The organism is Desulfobacca acetoxidans DSM 11109 (assembly GCF_000195295.1).
GTDB lineage: Bacteria > Desulfobacterota > Desulfobaccia > Desulfobaccales > Desulfobaccaceae > Desulfobacca > Desulfobacca acetoxidans.
This window is the reverse complement of sequence record NC_015388.1, coordinates 1,028,985-1,052,679: the sequence shown is the minus strand read 5'-3', so window position 1 is coordinate 1,052,679 and position 23,695 is coordinate 1,028,985. Positions and strand designations below refer to the sequence as shown.

General features: G+C 44.4%; 21 protein-coding genes and 1 pseudogene. 1 reads left to right on the top strand and 21 read right to left on the bottom strand.

Features of this window, described 5'->3' with window-relative positions; translation table 11 throughout:
• Positions 1 to 40: 40 nt before the first annotated feature.
• The 14 genes and pseudogenes from DESAC_RS16220 to DESAC_RS04425 form a co-directional block, all read right to left on the bottom strand.
• Positions 41 to 208 (bottom strand): annotated as a pseudogene (locus tag DESAC_RS16220) (integrase core domain-containing protein); the annotation flags it as partial.
• Positions 209 to 243: 35 nt separating this feature from the next.
• Positions 244 to 1,676, bottom strand: a protein-coding gene (locus DESAC_RS04490) for an IS3 family transposase (RefSeq protein WP_148231281.1) whose coding sequence is annotated in 2 segments (ribosomal slippage) — positions 244 to 1,313 and positions 1,313 to 1,676 — 1,434 coding nt in all. Because the reading frame shifts where the segments join, the coding sequence is not laid out codon by codon here.
• Between the two features lie 173 nt (positions 1,677 to 1,849).
• Positions 1,850 to 2,275, bottom strand: coding sequence for a HEPN domain-containing protein (locus tag DESAC_RS04480; protein WP_013705890.1), 426 nt, complete (start codon positions 2,273 to 2,275; stop codon positions 1,850 to 1,852).
• A 1-nt stretch (position 2,276) separates the two neighbouring features.
• On the bottom strand, positions 2,277 to 3,461 hold the full coding sequence (locus DESAC_RS04475) for a GmrSD restriction endonuclease domain-containing protein (protein ID WP_013705889.1): 1,185 nt from the start codon (positions 3,459 to 3,461) through the stop codon (positions 2,277 to 2,279).
• 379 nt (positions 3,462 to 3,840) lie between these two features.
• A complete protein-coding gene (locus DESAC_RS04470; RefSeq protein WP_041283803.1) occupies positions 3,841 to 4,806 on the bottom strand; it encodes a transcriptional coactivator p15/PC4 family protein in 966 nt (321 codons plus the stop codon).
• Positions 4,807 to 4,818: 12 nt separating this feature from the next.
• The gene (locus tag DESAC_RS04465; RefSeq protein WP_013705887.1) at positions 4,819 to 5,643 is read right to left on the bottom strand and encodes a hypothetical protein; all 825 of its coding nucleotides are present in this window, start codon (positions 5,641 to 5,643) and stop codon (positions 4,819 to 4,821) included.
• A gap of 94 nt (positions 5,644 to 5,737) precedes the next feature.
• Complete coding sequence (locus DESAC_RS04460) at positions 5,738 to 7,261, bottom strand: hypothetical protein (protein ID WP_013705886.1); 1,524 nt, start codon at positions 7,259 to 7,261, stop codon at positions 5,738 to 5,740.
• A 1-nt stretch (position 7,262) separates the two neighbouring features.
• Positions 7,263 to 10,787, bottom strand: a complete 3,525-nt coding sequence (locus DESAC_RS04455) for an HsdM family class I SAM-dependent methyltransferase (RefSeq protein WP_013705885.1) — start codon at positions 10,785 to 10,787, stop codon at positions 7,263 to 7,265.
• Positions 10,784 to 12,034 carry a hypothetical protein gene (locus tag DESAC_RS04450; RefSeq protein ID WP_013705884.1) on the bottom strand — a complete coding sequence of 417 codons (1,251 nt, stop codon included), beginning with the start codon at positions 12,032 to 12,034 and terminating at the stop codon, positions 10,784 to 10,786. Before DESAC_RS04450 ends, DESAC_RS04455 begins: the two co-directional genes overlap by 4 nt.
• Positions 12,034 to 13,416: an ATP-binding protein gene (locus DESAC_RS04445; protein ID WP_218915709.1), complete on the bottom strand. Its 1,383-nt coding sequence runs from the start codon at positions 13,414 to 13,416 to the stop codon at positions 12,034 to 12,036. Before DESAC_RS04445 ends, DESAC_RS04450 begins: the two co-directional genes overlap by 1 nt.
• An 11-nt stretch (positions 13,417 to 13,427) precedes the next feature.
• Positions 13,428 to 14,585 (bottom strand): hypothetical protein, encoded by a 1,158-nt coding sequence (locus tag DESAC_RS04440; RefSeq protein WP_013705882.1) that lies wholly within the window; start codon positions 14,583 to 14,585, stop codon positions 13,428 to 13,430.
• A gap of 3 nt (positions 14,586 to 14,588) precedes the next feature.
• Entirely contained in the window at positions 14,589 to 15,128 is a 540-nt protein-coding gene (locus DESAC_RS04435; RefSeq protein ID WP_013705881.1) for a phospholipase D-like domain-containing protein, read from the bottom strand.
• 457 nt (positions 15,129 to 15,585) lie between these two features.
• Positions 15,586 to 15,909, bottom strand: a complete 324-nt coding sequence (locus tag DESAC_RS04430; RefSeq protein ID WP_148231178.1) for a hypothetical protein — start codon at positions 15,907 to 15,909, stop codon at positions 15,586 to 15,588.
• A 59-nt stretch (positions 15,910 to 15,968) separates the two neighbouring features.
• A complete protein-coding gene (locus DESAC_RS04425; RefSeq protein ID WP_013705879.1) occupies positions 15,969 to 16,976 on the bottom strand; it encodes an ARPP-1 family domain-containing protein in 1,008 nt (335 codons plus the stop codon).
• A gap of 575 nt (positions 16,977 to 17,551) precedes the next feature.
• Here DESAC_RS04425 and DESAC_RS04420 point away from each other — a divergent pair.
• The gene (locus DESAC_RS04420; protein WP_237671371.1) at positions 17,552 to 18,532 is read left to right on the top strand and encodes a helix-turn-helix transcriptional regulator; all 981 of its coding nucleotides are present in this window, start codon (positions 17,552 to 17,554) and stop codon (positions 18,530 to 18,532) included.
• Positions 18,533 to 19,117: 585 nt separating this feature from the next.
• On the opposite strand, the gene DESAC_RS04415 is transcribed toward DESAC_RS04420, so the two are convergent.
• The 7 genes from DESAC_RS04415 to DESAC_RS16215 all read right to left on the bottom strand — a co-directional run bounded on the left by DESAC_RS04415 (position 19,118) and on the right by DESAC_RS16215 (position 23,695).
• Positions 19,118 to 19,840, bottom strand: coding sequence for an orotidine 5'-phosphate decarboxylase / HUMPS family protein (locus tag DESAC_RS04415; RefSeq protein WP_013705877.1), 723 nt, complete (start codon positions 19,838 to 19,840; stop codon positions 19,118 to 19,120).
• 8 nt (positions 19,841 to 19,848) lie between these two features.
• Positions 19,849 to 20,553 carry a hypothetical protein gene (locus tag DESAC_RS04410; RefSeq protein ID WP_013705876.1) on the bottom strand — a complete coding sequence of 235 codons (705 nt, stop codon included), beginning with the start codon at positions 20,551 to 20,553 and terminating at the stop codon, positions 19,849 to 19,851.
• An 18-nt stretch (positions 20,554 to 20,571) separates the two neighbouring features.
• Entirely contained in the window at positions 20,572 to 21,237 is a 666-nt protein-coding gene (locus DESAC_RS04405) for a type I phosphoribosyltransferase (protein ID WP_013705875.1), read from the bottom strand.
• Complete coding sequence (locus DESAC_RS04400; protein ID WP_013705874.1) at positions 21,234 to 21,632, bottom strand: hypothetical protein; 399 nt, start codon at positions 21,630 to 21,632, stop codon at positions 21,234 to 21,236. The genes DESAC_RS04405 and DESAC_RS04400 overlap by 4 nt, the downstream gene beginning before the upstream one ends.
• A 200-nt stretch (positions 21,633 to 21,832) precedes the next feature.
• On the bottom strand, positions 21,833 to 22,288 hold the full coding sequence (locus tag DESAC_RS16940; RefSeq protein WP_373419367.1) for a MerR family transcriptional regulator: 456 nt from the start codon (positions 22,286 to 22,288) through the stop codon (positions 21,833 to 21,835).
• A gap of 243 nt (positions 22,289 to 22,531) precedes the next feature.
• The gene (locus DESAC_RS04390; protein WP_013705873.1) at positions 22,532 to 23,377 is read right to left on the bottom strand and encodes a tyrosine-type recombinase/integrase; all 846 of its coding nucleotides are present in this window, start codon (positions 23,375 to 23,377) and stop codon (positions 22,532 to 22,534) included.
• Between the two features lie 162 nt (positions 23,378 to 23,539).
• Positions 23,540 to 23,695, bottom strand: coding sequence for a hypothetical protein (locus DESAC_RS16215; RefSeq protein ID WP_013705872.1), 156 nt, complete (start codon positions 23,693 to 23,695; stop codon positions 23,540 to 23,542).

The following is a 23,695-nucleotide window of genomic DNA, read 5'->3' as shown; positions in this document are numbered from 1 at the left end:
TTTTTAATGTGCTTTTGTGATATCGCCGATTATTATGTAATTATCCTAAGTTAGCCCCAGAATAAATCTCTGCCGGGGTCGAGTAATTGAGAGCTTGATGAGGCCTCTCGTGGTTGTAAAGATTAAAGTAGTTTTTTAGGCCCGTGACTGCCTCCCTTACTGTGCTGTAGTCCTTTAAATACACCTCCTCGTACTTGACGAACCGGAATGTGTCAATGATTTTGAGACACCCGGGTTCTATAATTAGTGTATCTCTGTTAGGCTTCCCTCCTTGCTCTTGATGGGGGGATTTATCCAGACGGCCTCGGGTAGGGGGAGAGCGACTGGAGGTTTGCGGACAAAGCGTTCCGGATGCATGACATAGGCTGCTTGGAGTACTTTCTGCCGGGCGGCCCGAACACCGTCAGCGAGGCCGTAATGCACGGTCTCCGGAGTCAGCAAGGAGATGCTGCTATGACGATGTTCAGTGTTATACCACTCGAAAAAGGTTTGACAAAATAGCCGGCTATCTTCCAACGAGCCGAATCGTTTGGGAAAATCCGGTCGGTATTTCAGGGTCTTAAACTGGCTTTCTGAAAATGGGTTGTCGTTGGAAACATGCGGGCGGCTATGCGTCTTGGTAACTCCTAAATCTGCCAGTAATAAGGCCACTGGCTTGGACTTCATGGAGGAGCCCCGATCCGCATGGATCGTAAGTTGTCCAGGCACGATGCCCTGTTTGTCATAGGTCTCACGGATCAGCCGTTCGGCCAGAGCAGCGCTTTCCCGGTGCGCCACCATCCAGCCGACGGCATAACGGCTAAAGATATCCAGGATGACATACAGGTAAAAATAGGTCCATTTCACCGGCCCTAAAAGCTTGGTGATGTCCCAAGACCACACCTGGTTGGGGCCGGTAGCTAATAGTTCGGGCTTCTGGTAAGGCGGGTGGCGCAGCTGATTGCGTCGTTCCTTCACTTCGCCTTCCTGGTTCAGAAGGCGATACATGGTACTGGGCGAACACAGGTATTCCCCTTCATCGAGGAGAGTGGCATAGACCTCCCGAGGTGCTTTATCCACGAATCGTTCCTGATGGAGAAGATCGAGCACCGCCTGACGTTCACCCTGGTCTAAGGCTCGGTGATGCGGCAATGGGGAAGATATCTGAGCCTGGGGCCTTTGAGGAGTAAGATGGCGATAAAACGTGGCACGACTCAGTCCCAAAGCCTGGCAGGCAGTTGAAACCCCCAATTCCGGAGCAGACTGGGCGGCCGTCATGAATCGTTCTCTTCTGATTCGGGCTGGCTCAGGGGGATCCCCAGGATCTCCGAGATTTTTTTTTGGAAATCGATGATCGCCTCGGCTTTTTTCAGGCGGCGAGCCAAGCGCTCATTTTGGCGGCGCAATTGCTCGTTTTCCTGGATCAACGGGTCTTGCCGGCGAGATTTGCGGCCCCGTTTTTTTGGACTAAGCGCCTCGATGGTGCCGTTATCTCTCTGACGGCGCCAGGTAGTGAGGTTGGAGGAATAGTGCCCCTCCCGACGCAAGAGGGCGCCTAGCTGGCCGGACTCGCTTAAGGCGTCAACTTCTTGCAGAATGCGCAGCTTATATTCTGCCGTGAACCGACGCCGTATGGGTTTTTCTAACACCTCAGGATTGGGAACGAGCACAGGCTGGCAAGGGTTGGGAGCGGCCAGCTTCTTGGCAGAGGCCCCTCCACTTCGACCAGATTCGCTACGCTCACCTGGTCTCCGTTCCGGGGCCTCTGCCATCTCCTCCCTGGGGGATGTCATCATCTTTGGTGATCCGGTTTCTTTCATTTTTTTCCCTCCCCGCCCTACAGTAATTTATCACAGGGAGGGTGTCTCAGCTATATTGACACAGAGGGTCCGATCTCAATGAACGCTTTCATCGACTTGTCGAGGCGTTGGTCTTTTTTTATTTCATCCTCTACTTCCTTCTTAAAAGTATCACCAAATAAGGCGAAAAATGAATTAGCATTTTTACCTGGTTTATCTGGGTTATCTTTTTCACCCCAATTGAAATATGTATGGTATTGCATGCCGATAGCTTTCTTTTTAAAAAAATTAATAGCTTTCATGTTGTTTTTAGTTTCTTTAGTGACAAAGTCAATTAGGATCTCTTGTATTAAATGCTCGAAATAGCTTGCTGAGGATAGAACAATGACTTTTTTAAATGACTTATCGACATCACTTGAAAGAGATGGTTGAACGTTTTCGTTCAGAAATCCTACTATTGACTTATATTCTTCATTCAATAATTCAACTGGCGTCATGTTATGCTAACATCCTTTTAGCGCGTTCTATTCTATATTTTACGTTCTTTTCGCTGGCTGTATCCGATTGAGTTGCATTGATAAACCCATCGTCTTCTTTTAGCAAACTAACTTTATCAAAGTCTATATTGGCTACATTTAGAGTCTTTGCTGAGAAGGCCTTGTTGCAGCTTGCCACGAATATTGACTCATATACAGATATATTAAAACGACCTGTCTTACTGTGAAATAGGCGACCATCCGAGTGAGCAACCTTGTCTATAAAGGCCAAGAAAATACTCTTTAAGTAATTAATATTCTCAACTTGAAAATTTTTAGCTTTCAGCGAAAATTTATTAAGAAACTTGGTCATCGATGGTTTATAGTTTTCACCATCAATTAACATTGCAAATCCTCTAAGTAGTATTTCAACATCTTTCATGTTTAAATCCGGAGTCGCAGATGGTGTAAGATTTCGCCATTTTTCTTCCAGATTTAGACTATAAAGCATATCATAGAATATTGAATGAAAAAGACTGGTTCTTATTTCTTGTGGCTTTAGGTTTACTCCTCCAGAGTTAAGTCTATTAAATATTTCAAATACAATAGAATGCTCATCGTCTGGAGCATTTTGCTTTATAATAATGTTTCTAATTGTTCTAAGTTCAAAAGATGTCTTGTCTTCATCGTCTAAGGTGAAATAATTAAGATTATTAAACTTGTTGACTTTATTAGGTTGTGAAGTTGGAAGCTTAAGATTAAAATCTGTAAAAAAATCATTATTATTAATAATAGCATCCGGTATGCCTTTATTTTTATCAAAAATAACCCTTAATTCAAGCCGCTTTTCCTTTCGTGGAAATCGTTTCTTCATAAAGTAATAAATAGTCATGTATCGCTGCTGACCATCTATAACAATAAATCTATTTTTTGCTTCTTCGTATAAGAAAATCTGAGGTACTGGTATTCCAATTATTATTGACTCTATTAGCTTCGAGGCTCTCTTTATATCCCATACATAATTTCTCTGAAAGCCAGGAATTTTAACGACACCCGAGCCTATGAAATCAAATAGCGTCTTAATGTTAAAATCATTCGGCGACGTGGAGATATCATATTCAGTGAAACTGATGTCTTCAAATGAATCAGATCCATCTTCTTCGGGGTCTACCCAGATATTGTCTTCTTTTATAACGTCATTTTCCAAGATTCTTCTCCAGTATAGGTTTCAAGGTTTCGATGATCATATGGTCATATAAAGCCCAGGCTTCGTTGCCAGAACACCCCCGGGAAATTGCTTTTTTATATCCTTAAAGTTTGAATGAAGCCATGATAACAGAGGTTTCGCCGAAACAATATTCTTCTTGTTTTGGATGACCTCTAATTCTGTCAAAATTTTTGGCAAACGCTATATAATGATCTTATATCAAGCATTATTGGTAATCAAGATTATTACTTTACTTGAAATGAACCGGGGCGGCCTGTTGGAAGTTCGACAATGATGACTATTTAGGGGAAAAAATACCTGACTATTTGCCTAAGTTTGACACCTTTTAAAATAAGTAAATAAATCTACGTAATTACATTTACGACCCCTCAATCCAGGGCAGCCCATATCGGTTAAAAACCTGTTTGACCCGATGTTCGGCAATGGGCCGGTGGCCGCTCTTACGCTCGTAGGCCTGGATAAGGGACTTTTGCAGGTTGCGGAGGTAATTTTCATAAGCCTTGACGGTTCGAAAAACAGTTATCATCTCTTGTGGTAACTGCACCTTGGTTTTACCCCTTAGCCAGCTATAAAAAAGATAATTTCCTTCTGTGGGGTTTCTGACACCATGGCAAAAGCCGAACTCGGAGCAGACTGCATAGGTTCCGTCTGATTGCTGCTCCACCTTCAGAACGTCACTGGAAAGCTCTACCTCTTGTGCCCCACCCTGCACGTTATCCAGAAAATCCTCGGGAAAAATTTTAGGCCCAGACGGTAATAGCTTCTCAAGGACCTCGTCTTTTCCTCCGCTGGCGGGACTATTTAACTTTTCTGCTTCATTCACCCACTCCGGTCTGGCTTCCGGGAAAAGGGTCGGGGTCTGCTTTTCATGCTGCTGGAGTTGCTGGGCCTGGACTTGCAGAAGCGCCAAAACATCTTGAAGCTTGTGCCAATTAAATCGCACGCCCTTCTTACTGAACCCAGTGAAATTTGCTGATTCGATATACTCCCGGATATCGATATTGGGAAGAGACTGGACATCATCTGGAGGCATGATGAGGACAACAATTTCTCTGTCTCCAGTTTTGGGCAGCCGAGCAATCTCCTGTTCCTGAACGCCCGGCAATGAGGCCTGCAATTGCTGGAGGATTTTGATTAATGCAACAAGGGTATGTCCTGTGAAAGAAAGCCCGGCTTTGGTAGGGCCGCTATATTTGCCCGTCTTCACAAATTTTCTGATTTTGGCGTAGTGTTTCCCTTTATAACTCCCAATACTAAAAACCAATTCTGATGATACAGCTAATATTATAGTTCCCAGGTCTTGGTCTTCCACTGCTATCTCCATCAGGAATATATTCTATATGCCCCTTAATCCAAGTCGTTTAACTATTTCCTGAGTAAGTAAATCGGCCTGATGTTCATCATTGGTAAATTCTATAACATGTCCAAATGCTTCTTCTTTTATTTTTCTGCAATATTTTTCGTAGTTTTTAACTGCCTTAAACAGGATAAGGTTGTCTTGAGGTATGGAAATTTTATTTATACCTATTCCATGAGAATAGTAAATATATTTTGCCTCTGCAGGATTTCTTGCTTCGTACTTGAATAATTTTTTGGGTGAAGCAATAATTGATTTGAACAAAGAGTCTATCTGGAGGAACGTTCCGGGCAACTCAACTTCAAAAATACTATGTATTTCGTTATTATTTAGAAATTCCTCTGGAAATTTTTTTCCCCCTCTTGGTGCAATTACTTCTATTACCAAATTTATGAGCTCTTCATAATCAGGAATATTATTTGGCTTTCGGGGTTTTAATGGCTCTTGCTTGCCAGTTATTCTCGGTTTATCAATTAAATTATCATTTTTAATGCCAAAAAAATTTAAGACTAAATTAGTATCGCTACTATCTTTACAATGTTTTAAAACAATATTTTTTAATTCTTGATCCCCTTTTGATAACCAACTCTCTAATAATCGGTCAAAGTATTGAGTACCAAGGTCATTTCCATCTTTATTTTTCAATCTCCTTCTATAAGCATCTGCAATTGTTCGATGATTAACATTATATTTATTTGCCACAAATCTATCTGCTTTAATACGGATTTCACTAATATCATAGCCTCTATAATTATTCTTTATATATTCCAGGACATCCATGAGTTGTTTAATTATTATTGACACTCACAATCTCCCTTTAATATAGGTAGAAGGATTTAATCCAAAAATTACTATAGGATCTTTGGACATCTCACTTGTTTAGTGTCCCTTGTTTCTATTATCTCCAAGCGGCATACGCAATGAGGTCTTTGCGCATATAACCGACGACATTAACTAGGTCCTCAACATCCTGAAAACTGACATTACGGAGATGAGCTACTTGATTACGCAGTCGACGCACTCTGGAAATATATTCCCGCCATCTGGCGATTAAATCTTGTTTTTTGGAATCTGGCTGAGTGGTCAAACCGGGGAAAACCTCACCCACGTTATCCAAAATGGCAGCACCGAGTTCCCCGAAGGTAAGGTAATCGACGTAGCGCAGATAGGTCGATGATTGATCATCGGTGTCAATAAGGCCTTCTTGCCGGATCAGATGTTCAATCCGAGACCACAGGGAGTTTTTTTCCTTAAAGCTTAGCCGGTGTCGATTGATGAGCTCACTTAAACTCTCTCGCAGATCGGGCACACCCTGCTCTCTGGCCCATTGTAACAATTCTCGGTTCAAATCACTGGGAATGAATTCTTGCTCACTTTGGCGTTTTACCAAATAACCCCGTACCCTTTCCTCTCCAAGAGTGTGGAACACCGACAGCAGCACGCTTCGCAGCATACTTTCCACATCCTGTAAAAGCTGGGCCACCCGCTCGTTGGTTGCCCGCCGGAAAATAATCTCCGGTTGCAGCCCTTCGTGAATAAGCATTCTGACGGTCAGGTTACGCAACTGGTAAAATCCAGGTATGAAATTGTGAACGAGAAAACCTTGCAGACAGAAGGTCCGGAGGGCATCATCTACCTCTTCATAGAATTCCATCCTGGAACTGATGGGCTTTCCGCCCAGCCGGAAGAGCTTTAAATATTGTTGACATTTGTCAGGGAGATTCTGTAAACGTTGGCGATAGGCTTCCACAGTGGCATCCTGTTCCAGCCACTCGCTGAGGCGATCCCAAACCGACTGGTCATACAATCTTTCTCCCCAATTACCATAAAAATATTCCGTGGCGCCTTTTACCAGGGAGAGGTCATTGCCGCAGAAATCCAGCATGAGAAAAAGAATTGCCTCACCCCAGGTGCAGCTATTGGCGGAGGCAATGGCACGGTAAATCGCCAGAATCTCGTCCCGGAGCAATATTGGAAAGGAAACATGCGACTTGGGGACAGAATGCAGCCGAAAGCCGAAATCTTGATAAACGGCTCGTGAATCCAAGGGGCCGATCCAAAGACATTGAAACTCGGCCAGCCGGCGCTGTTCCTGTAAAACTCCCAGTAATTCTTTAAAATCGTCAGGTAACAATTTCGCTGTGTTATCTAGAATGACTACTTTGGGGGCGATTTTGCTTGGATCAGCAGCAAAGGTTTTTATTGCGGCAATAGTTTCTGTTACTTCTGCTTGTGAATGATTGACGAAACGGCAGATGAGTGAACGCTGATTGGCAAATTTTTCCAGAAGATGGTCTAAAAAAGTGGAAGCTCCGCAGCCTGGAGGCGCAATCAAGGCAGTATCATGCCCTTTGGCCAGGTTTTCCACAATCCGGTCAATGGTTGGACCCAGAGATAGAGGTATGACAGGAGCCTGATTCACGTTATTCCTCGGGGGTAGGGAGATGAAAACGATTAAAGGCTGACTGGGTTAAACGGGCGGCTGCCCGAGCGTCCAGAGTCCAGCGGTAATACGCTTCGGTTAGCTGCTGCCGGAGCTCTCGCAGATACCTCTCATAATTAGCCACGGTCCTGCTAATCTCGACTTTCTTATCAGGGACCTGGGCAACTTGGTGACCGGCCTGTTGGGCATAGACCAGAAATTTTCCCTCCGCTGGTGAGGCGACCGGGTGCCGGAAATCCCCGTCCTTTGCCTGCACCTCCATAAATAGAGGAATATTATTAAATAATATGGGTTCAGGTGGCAGTTCCACCGCATGCTTTATATCTGCCGCAGCAGCCGGGGAGAAAAAGTCTTCCGGAAAACGCCGGGGACCTTCCGGTATAATTTCATCCAATACTTCTTCGGCAATTTTCTGTTCCGCTTTCGCCACCCTGGTCTTGGTCTTCCTGGCCTTCTGCCGCATCTGACCTAACTGAATGCGTTCCCGCACCAATTCGCAGAGTCCTTCATAAAGCGGCTTCAAACACTGCCTGGGATCAAGGCCCATGGCTTTGAGGATTAAAGTATCTAAAGCATTTCTATCAACTTGCTTAACCTCATCAAAAATTGATTCGATTTGACGGCAGGATAATTTTTCAAAAGCTGATAATATTTCTTTTTTCTCATCTTCGCTTAATAAACGGGGATCGGGAATATGAAGATATTCATTAGCCTCTTCAACCTTTGTCGCCAGGACACCATCTCCTAAAATTACTCTCCCAACAATTTCTATAAATAAATAGCATATTGTGGAATTCAGAAATGCCGCCAAGATCATGTCAGAAATAATATTTCTGTCCGCCTTTATGAAGTAGCAAGTGGAATCAGGGATGATAGGGAGTTGGGATACTATCGTAAAATGTCTATCTGCTCGATCTTTATTCCAAAATATCTGTCCTGTTTGTGTTTCGTTATCAGGTAATGCCCACCAGCCAGGATATCGTTTTTTTAGCCATGTACCTTCGGGCCATGTCAACCCCTTAAATTCGCCAGTCTTGTATGTCTGTTTTTCTCCCCACTCAATATATCGTAAGGCACCATAATGGCCCTCCTTTTCTAACTCTTTTTTGTTTTTCCTACAAACAAAAATTCTGAGTTTAAGATCATTTGGATTTAAAAATATCGTGCTGGTTTCTTTGGGACTTTTCATAAGTGGCAACAGATATTCATCCTCAAGATTGAATTTTGCAGCAGTTTCTTGGGTTATATGGAAAAATTCATTGATTCGAGTTAACCCTCCACGTTGTAAGGCAGCAATATCTCGAAATAAACACACTTTCCCCTTAGTTATTAGATCAAAAAATACTTGTGGCGCCCGCAGATACCGACCCCATTTTACCGTTTTGCCTGTCCTCTCCACCTCCTGGCTCATCTCCCCCTGACGCAGAATGCGGATACGGAAATTATCGTTTTCTTCGGTAACCATCCCCAAGGGATAGGTTTTGCCATATTTATTTCCGGCCTTTTCCAGGTGGTGCACCAGTCCGGTTAAATGCTGCCATCGGGGCAAGGCTTCGATCACCGGGTCACCGGGAATCAAGTCATTGAGTGCCCGCTTGACTTTGACAAATCGCACCAGGTGGGCATCCCGATCTTGGGGGACGTCGCACCGCTCCAAAATCGTGACTATGGTATTGACGGCCGCCTCGGTAAACCATGGTTCGCAGCGGCTCTCCAGGATGGCCGCGATCTTGAAATACTGCAGAAAGAATTTTTGCAGCTCAAAACCATAATTGACATCCAGCCAGGCATTGGAAGTGACAATCCCCATGCGGCCGCCGGGTTTCAAGAACCGGGCGGCATGAAAGAACAGGTAAACGTAGAGATCAGCATACGTGGAAATGTGAATCTGGAGGCCATTTTTCTGGTAGTCATTGCGCTTATGACGATTCTCAGCGATATCACGCTCAAACTTTATCTGTGCATTCTGATTTTTATGGCAGAAAAGCTGAGGATAATCTTCAAACCAACCATTCAGGAGACGTCGACGGATAAAATCTAAATATCCGGCTTCATACTTTTCTATTCTATCGGCGCTGACATAGGGAAAGTTGCCAATGATGGCCTCAAACTGGGGGAAAGGTTCTTCGATGGTTTGCGGGTTATCCAGGTCCATTTTTGGGGGTGGGAAGGGAAAGCACTCTCCCGGTGTGATTCTAAAAAAATCCTGGCAGATGATCCGGGGGAAATTGCCATGTTCACTGATGCGTTGTCGGAAAAGATTGATAGTGGCCAATTCCGCCGGAAAAGGGCCGATGTCCACCCCCCAAATCTGCGAAAGGAGTTTGGTGTGGTCATGGCGGCCCAACCAGCGGAGCCGGTCATAAGCCCGGATGAGAAAGGTGCCGGTGCCGCAGGACGGATCAAGCACGGTATCATGAGGTGAACGAATGCAAAAAGCTGCAATGAAATCGCAGAGATTTTCACTGGTGAAATATTGGCCCAAACCATGCCGTTCTTCGGGTGGAATCAACCGTTCAAAGACGTTTCCCACGACATCCTGGGGCAGATGGGCAAAGTCTCGGGTATTAAAATCCCCAATGAGTTTTGCCAATTCCAAGGAGGCTTGGGAAGGCCACTGCAGCCGGTCAGGAACGTCTTCTTCAAATACGGCATGGTAATCTATGGCTAAGGCTTGAGTAAAGGCAGCTCGTAAGGTCGGCAGGACCTGGGAAGTGTCAACCCTATCCAGTTCCAGTTTCGGCAGATGGCGGGCGGAACGCCGCAGGCTTTGATAAAACAGGACTTTGCCTAAAAGACGATAAATAATCTGGCGGGCGATGGCTTGGGCAAACTCCGGATCGCTGGGAGAACCGGCAATAGCCTGTTTGACAGCCCAGGCCGAAATTTCTTTGTTGAATTGTATCTCATGCTGGAGACGTTGATGGATGGAGGCACTCACCAGGGGCAGGAGAGTATGAACCGCCTCCAATAAACGGCCCACAAAATAGGTGGCGTCTAATTGGACTAATTCCAGGGCTTCGTTTTTATGGAGACTCTCCAAATCCCGGATCAGTTCTTTACCCCGATTGAGGATAGTCAGTTTGACGGGTTCAGATTGTTGATGCTGCTCAGTGGCATCTACCTCAAACAATTCGGGATACTGCTTCACCTTTTCCAAGGAATCCCGGCTGGCGGGAATTCCAGGTTTGGGAGTGCGCCATAAGATGGCCTGTCGAAGGGTCCAGGTAAGAAAAAAAGGGGCTTTGTAGGCTCTTGCCCGGCGGCTGGCAAAATCCAGGATGGCGTGATCCTCGGCTGACAGTGATGGCAGCGTCATTAATACCATAGCCAGAGGTTCATCACCCTGGGAATGTCGCCCTTTTATCAGAACAGTAAAATAAGGCGTCTTGGTGCTGGCAATGGCATCGGCTGACTGAATCTGCTCAATGCTCAGGAGAGCATCTGCTTCGGAAGGAAAAAGAGCGAGAAACCGTTGAAATATTTCGCCTACGTGCGTATTCAAGCGCCATTCTCAGGTTGCGGCTTTAAAAATTTTACATGGGCCAGTGCGCCCATACGATCAACCGTAAATCTGACAAAATCAGGGTCACGTTTTTGCAAAGCCTTCAGAAGCTCGAAGGTGCGACCAAGCTCTAATATCTTCTTTTTTCCGGTGAGAAGCTGTATTCCAGCAAGCAACCCGACATCGGTTATGGGGGTATATCCCAATGAACTTTTCAGAATTTCCCCGGCTCGTACCAGGGCTGCCACTGCCTCGCTTTCTGAAGATTCTTGTACCGAAAATCCCCGACCGGCGGCAAAGGTCTGAAAAAAGGTCTGCTGCAGAAACACATCGGTTTCCGCGACACTTCCCCAATTTTCCAAGAGTATTTTGAAAGCTGGGGTTGTTGCATATTCATATCGGTCTTTATTAGGTTTTTGAAAAAGTCCCAGATCGCAGAATGGTTCCAGTCGGACCCTGATGGACTCTTCCCGTGCTCCCCCACCGGTATAAGGCTTGCCTTTATTTTTATCAATGCTTGCTGCGGTTTTATTTATGAGGGATAGTCGATCTCGTTCTTCAATGGTGAGACTTCGCTGCGAAAAATCTTTGACGATATTCCGCAAGATATCCGGCAGGAATTCTCCAGCTAGCCTTTCGTTAAAACTGTCTGCGTTCACGTTCAGGAGTTTGTTAAATAATGGTAAGATGACCTCGGCGTCATTGTCGATAAAACAATAGAGGAGGAGTATAGCCTGAGCATCTGATAGACGCATGGGATTACAGGCTGAATTATATTCCTGAAAAGCATCCTGTTCTTTTTTGGGAGTGAGGGCAAGCAGAACCAGGCTGCGTGTCAGAGCGGAGTAGGTTCCTTTTTTGATCAACTCCAGGGAAGTGCCCAAATAAGGATAGCGTTGCCAGTTGGCTTCAACTAGCTTACCGGTGCGAGATGGGAGATCGTTATCAGCAAGGTAGAGGTCCTGAATCTCCATAGCTATTTGAGCGTTATTGGCGCCGTTTAAGACTGCTTTTCTTAATTCCTTATAGGTGCCGTCGGTTAGACGAAGCTTGACATATTTTTGAATATGGTCTTCGAGGGGGGGAGATATTCTAATTTTTTTGGTAACCCTGTCGATCAAACGCTTGCCAAGAGAAAATAAATTACTGGTTTCGGTCTCGTTGACCAGGGCGCAGAGGGGCTTTAGGTATCCCAGCCTTTGCATCGTGCGACCGGCTGTATCCAATACCCTGATTCTGCCTGCCATTAAAAACCTCCGTGGACGCTAATACGGGGTCGCACATCCATAACAAAGGCTCGCTCGGTTTCCGTGTTGGAAACTACTGCCTGGCCCACATCGAGACTACGTAGCAGTTGACTGAAATCAAGAACCGAGTTGGCGTATTTTACTTCCTCGGGAAGGTTGGACTTTATATTTTTCCGAATATAATCTATATCTCCCTGAACAGTTAATTTGTGCACTATCAGGGTATCAACTTGAGCTAAGATTCTCGGGTCTATGGCGGTTGGCTGCTGAGTGGCCACCATAAAAGATAGGCCGTAGTTCCGGCCCTCTCTTACATACTTGACAATAATATCTGTGGCAGAGGTGCGCCTTTCCGCAGGCAAGATATTTTGGGCTTCATCAATGCACACCCAGGTTGAGGGCACAGAATTAGCAAGCACTTCTTGGAGATCGGCTTTTTCTTGGTTAGTTATATTTTCTAAAATTTTAAGGTGCTTCTCGGCCTCCGAAGCTTTAACTCTCAAAGCAATCAAACGCCGCAGAAGAGCTGACATCACGATAAGCCGCAACTCATCGGACATCTTATTCATAACGATAACGCTCATGCGGCCAGGTTTTAAAAACTCCTGCAAAGTGGTGCCTTGATGTTCAAAGAGAGGGTTGCGCCGATAAGTCATAAGTTGTTGCAGCACTGCCCTCAGAGTTTCACCCTGATAGGCAGTATTGAGTTCAACGTCGTTTTTTACACATGAGATGAGCTCTTCAATGGAATATTGGGGTTTTGGTTTATACCGTCGGTTATTGTCGCTCCAACCCTCAAGAGTTACCTTGATATAGGCATCATTTAAAAGCTGCCCCATCCTATCCTGATAAATATCCAACCCTAAAAGATAGCCCCAGTCTTCCGCCGCAAAGTCGGAGCAATCGACGGAGAATTCTAAGTGATCGGCAGGAGTGCCAGAGGTCCGGGTCCCTTTCGGAATCCAAATGGCGATGTCTAACGGTTCCGGCTTAACGGGCCAGCCCCGACGCAGGGCGAATTGTTCTTTTAAAATTTCTTTCTGGCTGTCTTCCTTTAAGAGGATGCTCATCCATTGGAATACGCCTAACGTGTCAAAAAGTAGGATGGATTTATTTCGGGGATTGCTGGCAATGGTGGATTCATGGTGTTGAGTGCACAGACCCTCCAAAAGGGTCCCCAAAGTATATGATTTCCCGGACCCCCGTTTGCCAAACAGAGCCACCACATGAGCCATGTCAGTGTCGAACCGGACATCTGTCAAAGCTCCGGCCTCCCCCAGCCTCCCGAGATAAACCCAGCTCTTACTTTCGAATTGAGGAGTACCGGCATATCCCGGCGAGGATCGAAAAACTTTCGGCTTGGTGGTAAACTTTTTCATCATCTTGTCCCGAGTTAACCAAAGATGATCGGTGCAATTTCATTGACAATGTGATCATCAATGACTTTCTCTTGGGCGTCCCATGCCGCAATAGCACACTCATTAATGGTTCTGATGATATTCCGTGGGGTTGATTTGATTACATCCTGACAAGCATAATCGCATAAGAGCTCAAAAGCGCTGGCAGTGAAAGGATAGGTTTCGATTGTAGAAGCTAATCCTTCATCCTGGATGAGCTTGCTGGCTTTTGTAGCATCTACCAGATGCTGTAACATTTCCTTCACAAAATTTTGCACATTTGCCGGTGCCGCCAGAGTTTCCAGCTCAATTAAATTCATTGCGCTCATTCTGGAAACCACATCGTCCCGGATTAAAACTCGGGGGGCATCATCTCGGGTGTCGGCCTTAAATCCTATAATATAACCGACTGAGGAGTTTGCATTATCAGCCAGTTTACGAATATATTGATGCCACGACTCGGCGGCGTCCCCTTCCCGGACATTTTGCAATTCTTCCATTTCATCGATAAATAAAATCAGGGCTTCCCCAACGGCTTTGGCAAGATTCCCGCAGGCTTGCAGGGCTGCCACCATATCGCCCACCCCTACTTCGCCGAGATTACGGGTCACCTTGATTTCTTGCAGTTCCTTGGCAGCCAACTTCTGCCCGGTTAGCCATCTCCAGGCCGTAAAGCCTAAATCACCCCCGCCCCTCAATTGGTAAAAAGTTTGGAATATATTCGGATCACCGGTTAATTTTGATATTTCTTGCTCGAATTTGGCAGATTTACCATAAAGACTATCTAGCCATTTTTGCACGGCTTGCATGCCGAGAGCTTCCATATTTTGCAGATGCCAACTTGCGGCAGTTGATTTGCTCTGCATTTCGATGTCAAGATGAACCGTATGTGGAATTCCTTTGCACGATGCCGGTTTACTTGTTTTGAGCCAGTAGGAGAGATAATAAAGCGTTTGGGTTTTGCCGCAGCCATAAGGCCCCCAGACCATCATTTTAGGCACCTGAGGATCAATAAAGGCTCTTTTTATCTGGTTGTGCATCCGTTCCGCTAGTTGTTTGCGGCCAAAATAAAACTGGGCATCCGAGGGATTAATCTTGGGATCAATGGTAAAACTTTCTCTTTGACTCAAGCAGAACCAATCTTTAAATTCCATGACTTAATTCCCCCTAACTTTTATTGGCTGAATAAGCTTGCTGGCTTTGAGTGTCCGCAAGCTAACTGATACCCAGTATTCGAGCTGTCGTAAGATTTCTTTACCTGGCCCTTCGCTAGAAACCAACATTGCCACCTCGATGTTTGCTGCTCTTGCCCTGCCGGTTAAGTTTCCTGAGCCGAAAAGGGCGAATGATTCGGATTCTTTTTTTGCTATGGCGATGTAGACCTTAGCGTGGATGAACTGATTATAGCGAATCTCTATCCACGGGCTATTGAGAAGGACCTCCATAGCCGTGGAATGGTAATCCTCAACCGGGGTTCGAGTAATTAAATAAGTAGGTATTTGACTATATTCAATTTTAGTTCGCAAATCTGCCAGAGAAAAGCGGTTTTCCTGCATCGCCGCTATAAATGGCGAAACTATATAGAGGCATCTTAACGGGGCATTGCGAATAAACAGCCTTTCGAGAAATCTTTCCACCGCCCGTTCAGTAATGAGTTCGACATGCCTCTTTATTAATATATTCTTAGCGATAGCCATCGCAGAGAGAAAACAGCCCCGTTTTAGGTACCCAATTTATCACAATATTCAGATCAGGGTTGGCCAGTAATCAAAGTTTACCTGTTCTTAAAATTTATATATACCCTAAATCGCTTAAAAAGCTAAGATGAAACGGGTTGGCCGGATTGAGGTAAGAAATTCCCGAAACCGCAATTTTGCCGAGCCCAATATATTACCGGATAAAGGATTGCAATACCGCTATCATGCATTTTCTAAATCAATGATGATCTGGTGCAGTAAGGCGCAACATTTCTCATGGCTTCTCTCAGCTAGGGCAGAACCCAATGAGGTCAGGAATGTTAGATAATAAATTCCTATATTACTTATGCCATGAACGAGTTATCTTGGTCAATGAATATAAACCTGAGCCTTGAGTACCTAAGGAATTGACTGGTGTGATCTTGGAATACCTAAATGCTCTTCTTGAAACCCAAAATTATTTTAAAAGTTTCCTCTGCAACCTATACCTCAATCGATAATCCCCATCATATACCTTATCACCATCCGTTCGAAATTTTAACCGGTAATCCCGGTCATAAACTTTCCCATCATCAACTCGGTATTGCAGTTTATAATCCCGGTCGTAAATTTTCTTGCCATCAATGCTATATTGCTGACGGTAATCCCGATCATAGACTTTATCTCCCCGGATACGGTATTGGAGCCGGTAATTGTCGTCATAGACGTCTATATCTTCGGCCCAAGCCGCAGGGCAACTCAAAGACATAAGAACCAGCATAATCAAAATCAATCTGGTCATATGAGCAATCATATTTAATTGGTTATCAATCAAGCCAAACATTTTTACCACCTTACCCGTCATCTCAAAATAGAATTGCGTCTCCCGGAAGCCCGGCGCATTGGCCTTTCATTATTGCCGGTTCTCCGACCATTCTCTTTCTTGAAAAGGCTCAATTGTAAAATATCCTGCTCGAACTCCAGACCGGCCCCAACCATAGTTTCGGATTCAAGGCGAATATCCCAACCCAGGGAAACAGATTTTCTTTTGTCCATATTAGCCCCAGCCGCGCCTGCCAGAAATTCCGTGATTGAATTGGGAGAAAGAGGAGGATACTCCTTTGATATATCATCGGCTGTCTCCAGAGCATCCATGACATAACTGGTGACTAATTTATGGTAGAGGAGTTGGAATTTATCATGTTGCCCCAAAAATTCGACCCCTGCTATATTGCCGTCAATAAACACCGCCAGGCCCAATTGCTTGTCCACAGGAGAAAAGTTTTTCAGATAATCTTTGTTAGTATCTTTTTTGGCTTCAAAGAGGTCGGATAAGGCTCCAGTGGGAGAAGGTGGCACATGACTTCTTTCAAATTTGAGACTGATTTCCTCCCAAATCTCTCCCTGGTCGGAAGCGAAAGAACCAGACTCACGCACCCGGTTATGTACCGACTGAGTTTTTTTCTTCCGCAAATCAGCACTCATAGTCCTGTTAGCGCTGCTGAATTCCCGGCTTTTATACGACCACCGACCCTGTTCAATACAAGATACCGGGATTAAAGTCTCTGAGTTAGGAGCCAATAAAATCGTCACGTTCAAGACCCGGTTCTGTTTAGCACCTACCAGTTCCTCACCATCCAGTAATAAAATTTTCTGGCTGGAATTATTGACTACTTTTAATTCGGGAACCTGGCCAGTTTCATCGATTTCAGTGATGACCAAGTTTCTCTGGGCCAGAGCTTCATCCAGGGTGATAAATTCCAAATTAGCCGACTGGTCAGCCAACAAGGGGAATACCGCCATATTTTTATAGAACTGCTCCGGGCCTACTGATATATCGGCTAAAAATGTCGCCAAATTATTTTCCATGTCTCGATACCTCCTAATCTTTTCAAGATAACAAAGTCTCAATAATTAGCCCTAATCTCCAATTCAGTTCCCTGATAGAACTCTCCATAGTGTTTTAAGGCGCATTCTGGGCAGAAGGCATGGGTAAAGAGCACGTCTTGATAATCCTCCTGATATTCGCTTCTCTCATGCCAATTGCCTTTTTCATCCCTGATTTTATGGCAGAAACAGCAAGTGGGGAGGATGACCGTGGATTTTTCTGACCGCAGACAATCTGTTGAATATGTGATTATCGTTTCCTTTTCCGATGTCGATGAATAGATATCTAGTAGCCAACATACTAATATTGCTAATGCGCCAATTATGCCATATATGACAATCTCCATATCCTTTAGCCTTTCTCCTATCTATGTCTTCTTGTTTTTAATCCGCAGTCAGCCAATAGCCCTTGAATTTTTCAGACTATCAACCCCTTTCTCATTGTCGATGAATAGATTATACTTAATGGAAAAGTCAACCGTTGACTTTATGCTGGGGTATGCTAAAAAATAATTATGAATGAGAAGAGAAAACCAACCTATCCGGCAGCATTGAATATGGCCAAGTTGATATATACCCTGGCTACTCAAGGTCGTTCCCTCAACCTGGAAGACATCCTGAGAATTCTTGACATCTCCGAAAGGACGGTCAGGCGGTATCTAAAGGCCATTAATGAATTTCTCACTAACCGTCAGGGGGAGCCTCTGATTAAGGTCATTAAGACAGGCGGTATTGAACGCTGGCGCTTAAATGAAACCATGCCTTTGGAAGCCACACCCTATCAATTGATGTCCCTCTACCTGGGCTCAATTCTCATGTCCTCTTTAGACCAAACAGTGGTTCGGGATGGATTGATGGATATGTTTTCTGACCTTGAAGGGACAATTCCTCTGGCGCAACGGGCTCTTTTGAAAAATTATCAGAAGAAATTTTACACCACTGGGTTTGGCAGCAGGCGTTATGAAGACATGGATGACCATATTGATATGGTTCTTCGGGGTCTGTTAAACCAGTATAAATTGGAATTACATTACCGGTCGCAAAAAGGCGAAAGGGACTATCTGGTGCAACCCTATACCCTGGTGATGCACCGGGATGCCCTTTATCTCAATGCCTGGGTGGATAGCTATGGGGAGATCCGGACATTTAGAGTTGATAATATTTTACAGGCCAAATTGACCAAAGATTATTTTGATTATCCAATTGATTATTCGCCTGAATTATTCTATGAAAAATCCTTTGGGGTGTATAAGGGGGATGATGGAAGTAGGATTACCGTGGTGATTGAATTCCCCGAAACCCTCTATGATTATGTGGCTAATCGCTCATGGATCGCCAATCAGGAAATTAGCCCCGTCCAGAATGGTAAATTTCAAATGAAGGTCGTGGTCAGCAATCTCTTTGAAATCTTTCATTGGGTCATGGGTATTGGCAGTGAAGCGAAAGTTATTGGTCCGGAAGAATTAATTGAGATGGTCAAGGGAGAGGCGCAGAAAATTCTTGGAAGTTATAATAAGATGGTCTATGAATCCATATAGAGAATTGTGTTCCTGACTCTGATGAAATTTTATCAGATATTCCAACTGGGAAAATTAGGATATTAAAAACCGTACCGAGTATGTTTTTGGGACCCTCCCCAGGGCCTTTCCTGTGTGAGACTCTGTGTGAGACTTTACCTCCAAAATCTGCCAAACAGTGAAAAACCTGCTAAAGTATGGAAAATATAGAATGAGCAATTTCAGTAAGTTGCCAATAATTGAGGAGTTTGTGAAGCTCAAGGGTTCGTATTCCTAATCCGTGTGCCGCCCGTTCGAGTCGGGCCGGGGGCACCAAGAATATCAAGGGGTTAGCAACTTATCGTTGCAAACCCCTTGACCATTTTTAGCAAAGTTTCCCAAAAGTTTCCCATCGATTTTCAGGCAGGATTGGCAGCCAGATTGTTTGGCAGGTTGACTGATTCCTGGAGGTGACCGGGAGAGAGATGGGCATAGCGCATGGTCGTCTTGATGTTGAGTGGCCCAGGAGCTCTTGGATCCTTTTGCTCCGGCTAAATTCTAAAAAATATTTTTAGGTTATTGTATAAAAAAGAAGTCAAGGTAGGATTTTAAAAAGAGAACATTAAATTACAAAACAGAGGAAGCTCTCTCCCAAAGAGCTTTTGCAGCCGCCCTTATATCTTTTGCTGCGTAAATACCTCTGCCGACGATTGCGGAACAACTATAAGGTGAAGCAGCTTTAAATGCTTCTGAGATATCTCCTCCCTGGCCTTTCCCTATCCCAGGAAACATAATTCGTGGATTTGGAACCACTTCTCCGATAAGCCCAGCATATTCTTTTATTTTGTCTATTTTTGTACCAGGCACCACAAAGGTATCCACTCCAAGGTGTGCTGCATCCCGATAAATCTTCTCGGGAGCATTATCAGCGATATAGCCTCCTTCTGAAGCCAGAAAACCGGGGTGGGTCATTTCTCCCCCGACAATTGGAAGAAGATTGGCCCTTCTACACCCTGCAACAGTAGCTTGTAAGGTCTTGATGCCGGCAAAGGGAAATATAATTAACCCATTTATCCCTGACTTCTTAAAACTTTCGAGAATATCCCCTCCAGAAAGCTCTGGGATGTCAGTTCCATATTTCTGGTGATCATATATTATGGGTAAATCGGTTAAGCGGCGTATTTCCTGGATAACCTTCTTAGCCCCTTCCAAGGCAAGCATTTTCACGCCTATCTTGTATGCTTGGATGAAATCTAACGAGCACGTTTCTTTAACTAGAGTTATTAATTCCCTTAAATCGCTCACGTCGCAGGCAGGAATAATCCCGTATTTATTTTGTAAGATATCCATCTTGTCCCTCAAATAACGGACAAAAGCCAATGTAATACTTTATAAGAAACATAAGCACTTATTAAATACCAAAAAGGGTTCAGTGCATGCACATAGGAAAAATCAACAGATGTTTCGAATGCTCCACCAGATATATTGAATTTTAAAATGTGACGAGGACCAGACTCTAAAACTTCCCATCTTTGAACTTTAGCTCCAGATGCTGCTGTGATTTTATATATTCCTACAACATCTTCAAAGCCTTTCCTGCCACAAAATTTGCCTACATCAAGAAATGATAGTATTTTCAATAAGATATTGTCGATGTAAAACCTTAATACCGAAATCTCTGGCAATGCTATAAACATATCTATAGAAGTGGATTTTAAGTCTTGAACATTATGATATAAAGCGACGACAGCAAAATCATCATAAGTTGAAGTAAATTCTTCTGTATCAAACTTGCAATGAACAATTAGTGGATTGGGGAGAGGGTCTTGATAGCATTTGGCGATTTGTGAAATTTCAATAGTTTTAGTTTGGTCACCTGCCCATAACAGTGCTGAATTATTAGCTTCTGATCGAAAATTAGAAATATAAAGTTGGGGAGGAAGGGCTATAATTTCGTCAAAAGTTGTATCTGATGACTTGTAGTCAAATATCTTAATTTTTAATTCATGCTCTCCTTGCCTTTTATCACTTAACGTTATATTCCATTGGACCTGGGTATACAAAGCTATGCCTTTTATGATTTAAAAGTTAACAGCCATCGCAATAATTCCCAAATTTTTAGACTCCTTAGGAATCATTTCGTAAGATGGAGGCAATTCAAAAGCGTAGCTGAGACTAATTTTTGAGTTCAGAAATTTATCCTTTGCAAGTTCATCGGATCGAATGGTATAAGCAACCGCGTGATTTACCGAGGCGCCGTTTTGTTTCAAGGCATTAGCAGCAAGCAAAACTTCATTGCCAGTCGTGCAATGATCTGAAACGATGATGGCCCGAAGGCCTCTTAGTCCCTTTTCAGGGAATCTGGCCTTGATCTTCTCGAAAGCGATTTCCTTGCGAAGCCTCACTGATAAATTGGGGAGTCTCGTTTTGATCGATAGTGCCACCGATAAGCGAATTGCCCCTACAGTCCCTCCTGATGCTTTTTCGATAAAGGCAAGAAAATCTATTGAGTTCTCTTCTTTAATCACGTTAATCATACCAGCATAGATGTCTAAAAGCATCTCAGCCTGATATGGTTCATTTAACAAATAATCCAAATCAAAATAATAATCGTCTTTCTTGCCACTACGTAAACCGTGACTGCTGGATTTAATCACCCCGGGCTTCAGGAAAAACTCGCGAGCAATCCATAATTTCTCCCGTTCAATGGCCCTTTGGGTCTTTGGGTTAATAGATCGCTTGCTCATTGGCTTTCTCCTTTCTTAACGCGGCCAGGGTTAAGGGAAATCTTGTGAAAATACTCATAAAGGCATCTTGTCAACTCGCCTAACTTGTTCGTGATTGTGTGGTTAGCTGGATCATCGGACAAAATTGTTTGAAGTGCCTCGCCCAAAGAAATAGTAAAAGTTTTTAATATATCCTCATTAAAATCGAATGAAGCATCCGTGGCCAGGTTCTCCCAAACGTCTCCAGTTATTCTCTTGGCCAAATATATAGCCAGGAAGAGCGCGTTATCAGGACTTAAAGACTGATTGGGAAGGTCCAAGTCCACAATTTCCCTGCGAAGGTCCCGAAGGGCTTCTACTTCCCCCTTAGCCATACGCCCAACAATATCCAAAAGGTCTTCCCGGCTTTTTTCCATCTTATTGGCTGTTAACCCGAGCTGGTCCTTAACTCAAATCGTTATTTAAATGATCTTTAAAATAATAATCAAAAAATTCGATGATAAGTATAGTTAAGCTCGATACCTTCATAATCGACATGATCATGGTATCATTTCGAGTAATAACTTGTTATTTTAATCACTAAGTGAAATCAAATGCAAGGTATTAATCTAGAAAATTAAAAAGCTGCCACTTTTTCCAGATACTGCCTATTTGCTATCTCCACCTCGCGTTCGGTTATCCCTCTGCGTCGTAATTCAGGTCGGATTTTTTGCAAAGTTTCTTGAATGACTGTCTGACCAGAAACCTCTAAGTAGTTCTCTCCCTTCTTAAATACGATCCTGTTGGCCAAGCAGGCGACTCTGAGTTGGGAAAGCGGATTTTGGACGCCGGAACCTTTGATCCTCTCTACACTATTTCTGATTTTCTGAAGACTCACGCCTCTATCCCTTAGTGCTTTAATAATAATTATACAAACCAAGTCCTGAAGAGTATAGCGACGCGTTTGCCCTGACTTGCGGACAGGAAGAGCGCCTGGCTTTACAAGCTTCTGCTTTTCCCACCAACGTAGTTGCCGAGCCGAGACTCCAGTCATGGCACTTACTTTATTTGTTGAAAACCCATTGTAATTAATTGTAATTTTCCATATTTGACATAATTTATTATATTATGTCAAATATTTTCACAAAAATAGTAATTTGTCAATGAAAAAAAAGTCTTATGAGAATTTATTTTTATAATAGGCAGGAGTTTAATATGAAGTAGCGATACTCTTACGGCAATAGGAGGTCAGGCCGGAGGCATCAAAGATATCAGGGGGTTGGCAACTATTTGGTTGCAGGCCCATAGATATCTTTGATAAAGTTTCCCAATAATTTTAGCCGGGATTTGTAGCCAGGTTGTTCAGCAAGTTGACGGATTCCTGGAGGTGGCCGGGGGAGAGGTGGGCATAGCGCATGTTCATCTTGATGTCGGAGTGGCCCAGGAGTTCCTGGACCGTCTTCAGGCCGGCGCCGCGCATGATCAGATGGGAGGCGAAGGTGTGGCGGAGGTCGTGGAAGCGGAAATTTTCAATCCCTGCCTTACGGCAGGCGGTGGCAAAGGATCTTTTCACGGAATTGAACCGGCGGCCTTCCCCGTCACAGAACACATAGGGAGATTTTAGTTGGTTCTGGTGCCGCAACTGTTGAAAAATTTCCACCAGCCGGCCGCTGATGGGAATATGCCGGGGATTGCCACTCTTGGTTCTGATAAGATGAATTAAACCATGGTTGATCTGCTCCCACTTGAGGCTGAGCAACTCTTCTTTGCGCATCCCGGTCAGCAGGGCGGTTTCCACAATGGGGCGCAGGTGGGGCGGGCAAACGGCCAGCAAGGCCTCGATCTCGGCCTCTGACAGAAAGCGGAGGCTGTGGTTGTTTTCTTTGAACATCAATTTCTGGCCTTTTTTAAACGGCGTGCCTTCCAGCATCCCCCACTCGACTGCCTTGTTCAGCATATGCTTCAGCACCGCCATTTCCCGGTTGACCCGGGCATCGGAGCGGGTCTCACCTCGCCAGGTGGGAGTGGCCTTGCGGGTGTTGCGGTGTTTTTCCAGATCCAGGTAGGTTATCTGGGAGAGACGCGTGGAGCCGAAGGCCTCAGTCAAGGTCTGGACAATCTGTTTCTTGAAATTGTGAAATGACTTTTGCTGGCGATAGATCTCCAGATAATGATCGGCCAACTCATTAAAGTTGAGCTGACTTCCCTTTTTCTTTTCGAAGATGTCCTCGTATTGATCAGCGTCAACTATTTTTTCCTGTCAACGACAATTATTTTTCCCGTTACCCCACCAGTGAAAAACTGCTAACCTCCTTGGTGTTTTTTAGATAATGGATAATGCCTGTTAGAGGGAGGAGGCGGTCCTGCAAGCCGCAGGCCGGACCAGAGCGGATTCGGCCTTTTTCTTAAAGCGTTTCTTGATCCGGCGCCCCTGGGGATCGTAGTAATCCACTTTCCAGGAGATTCCTTGTTCAGTGGTAACCTTGCGGACAGTGGCCAT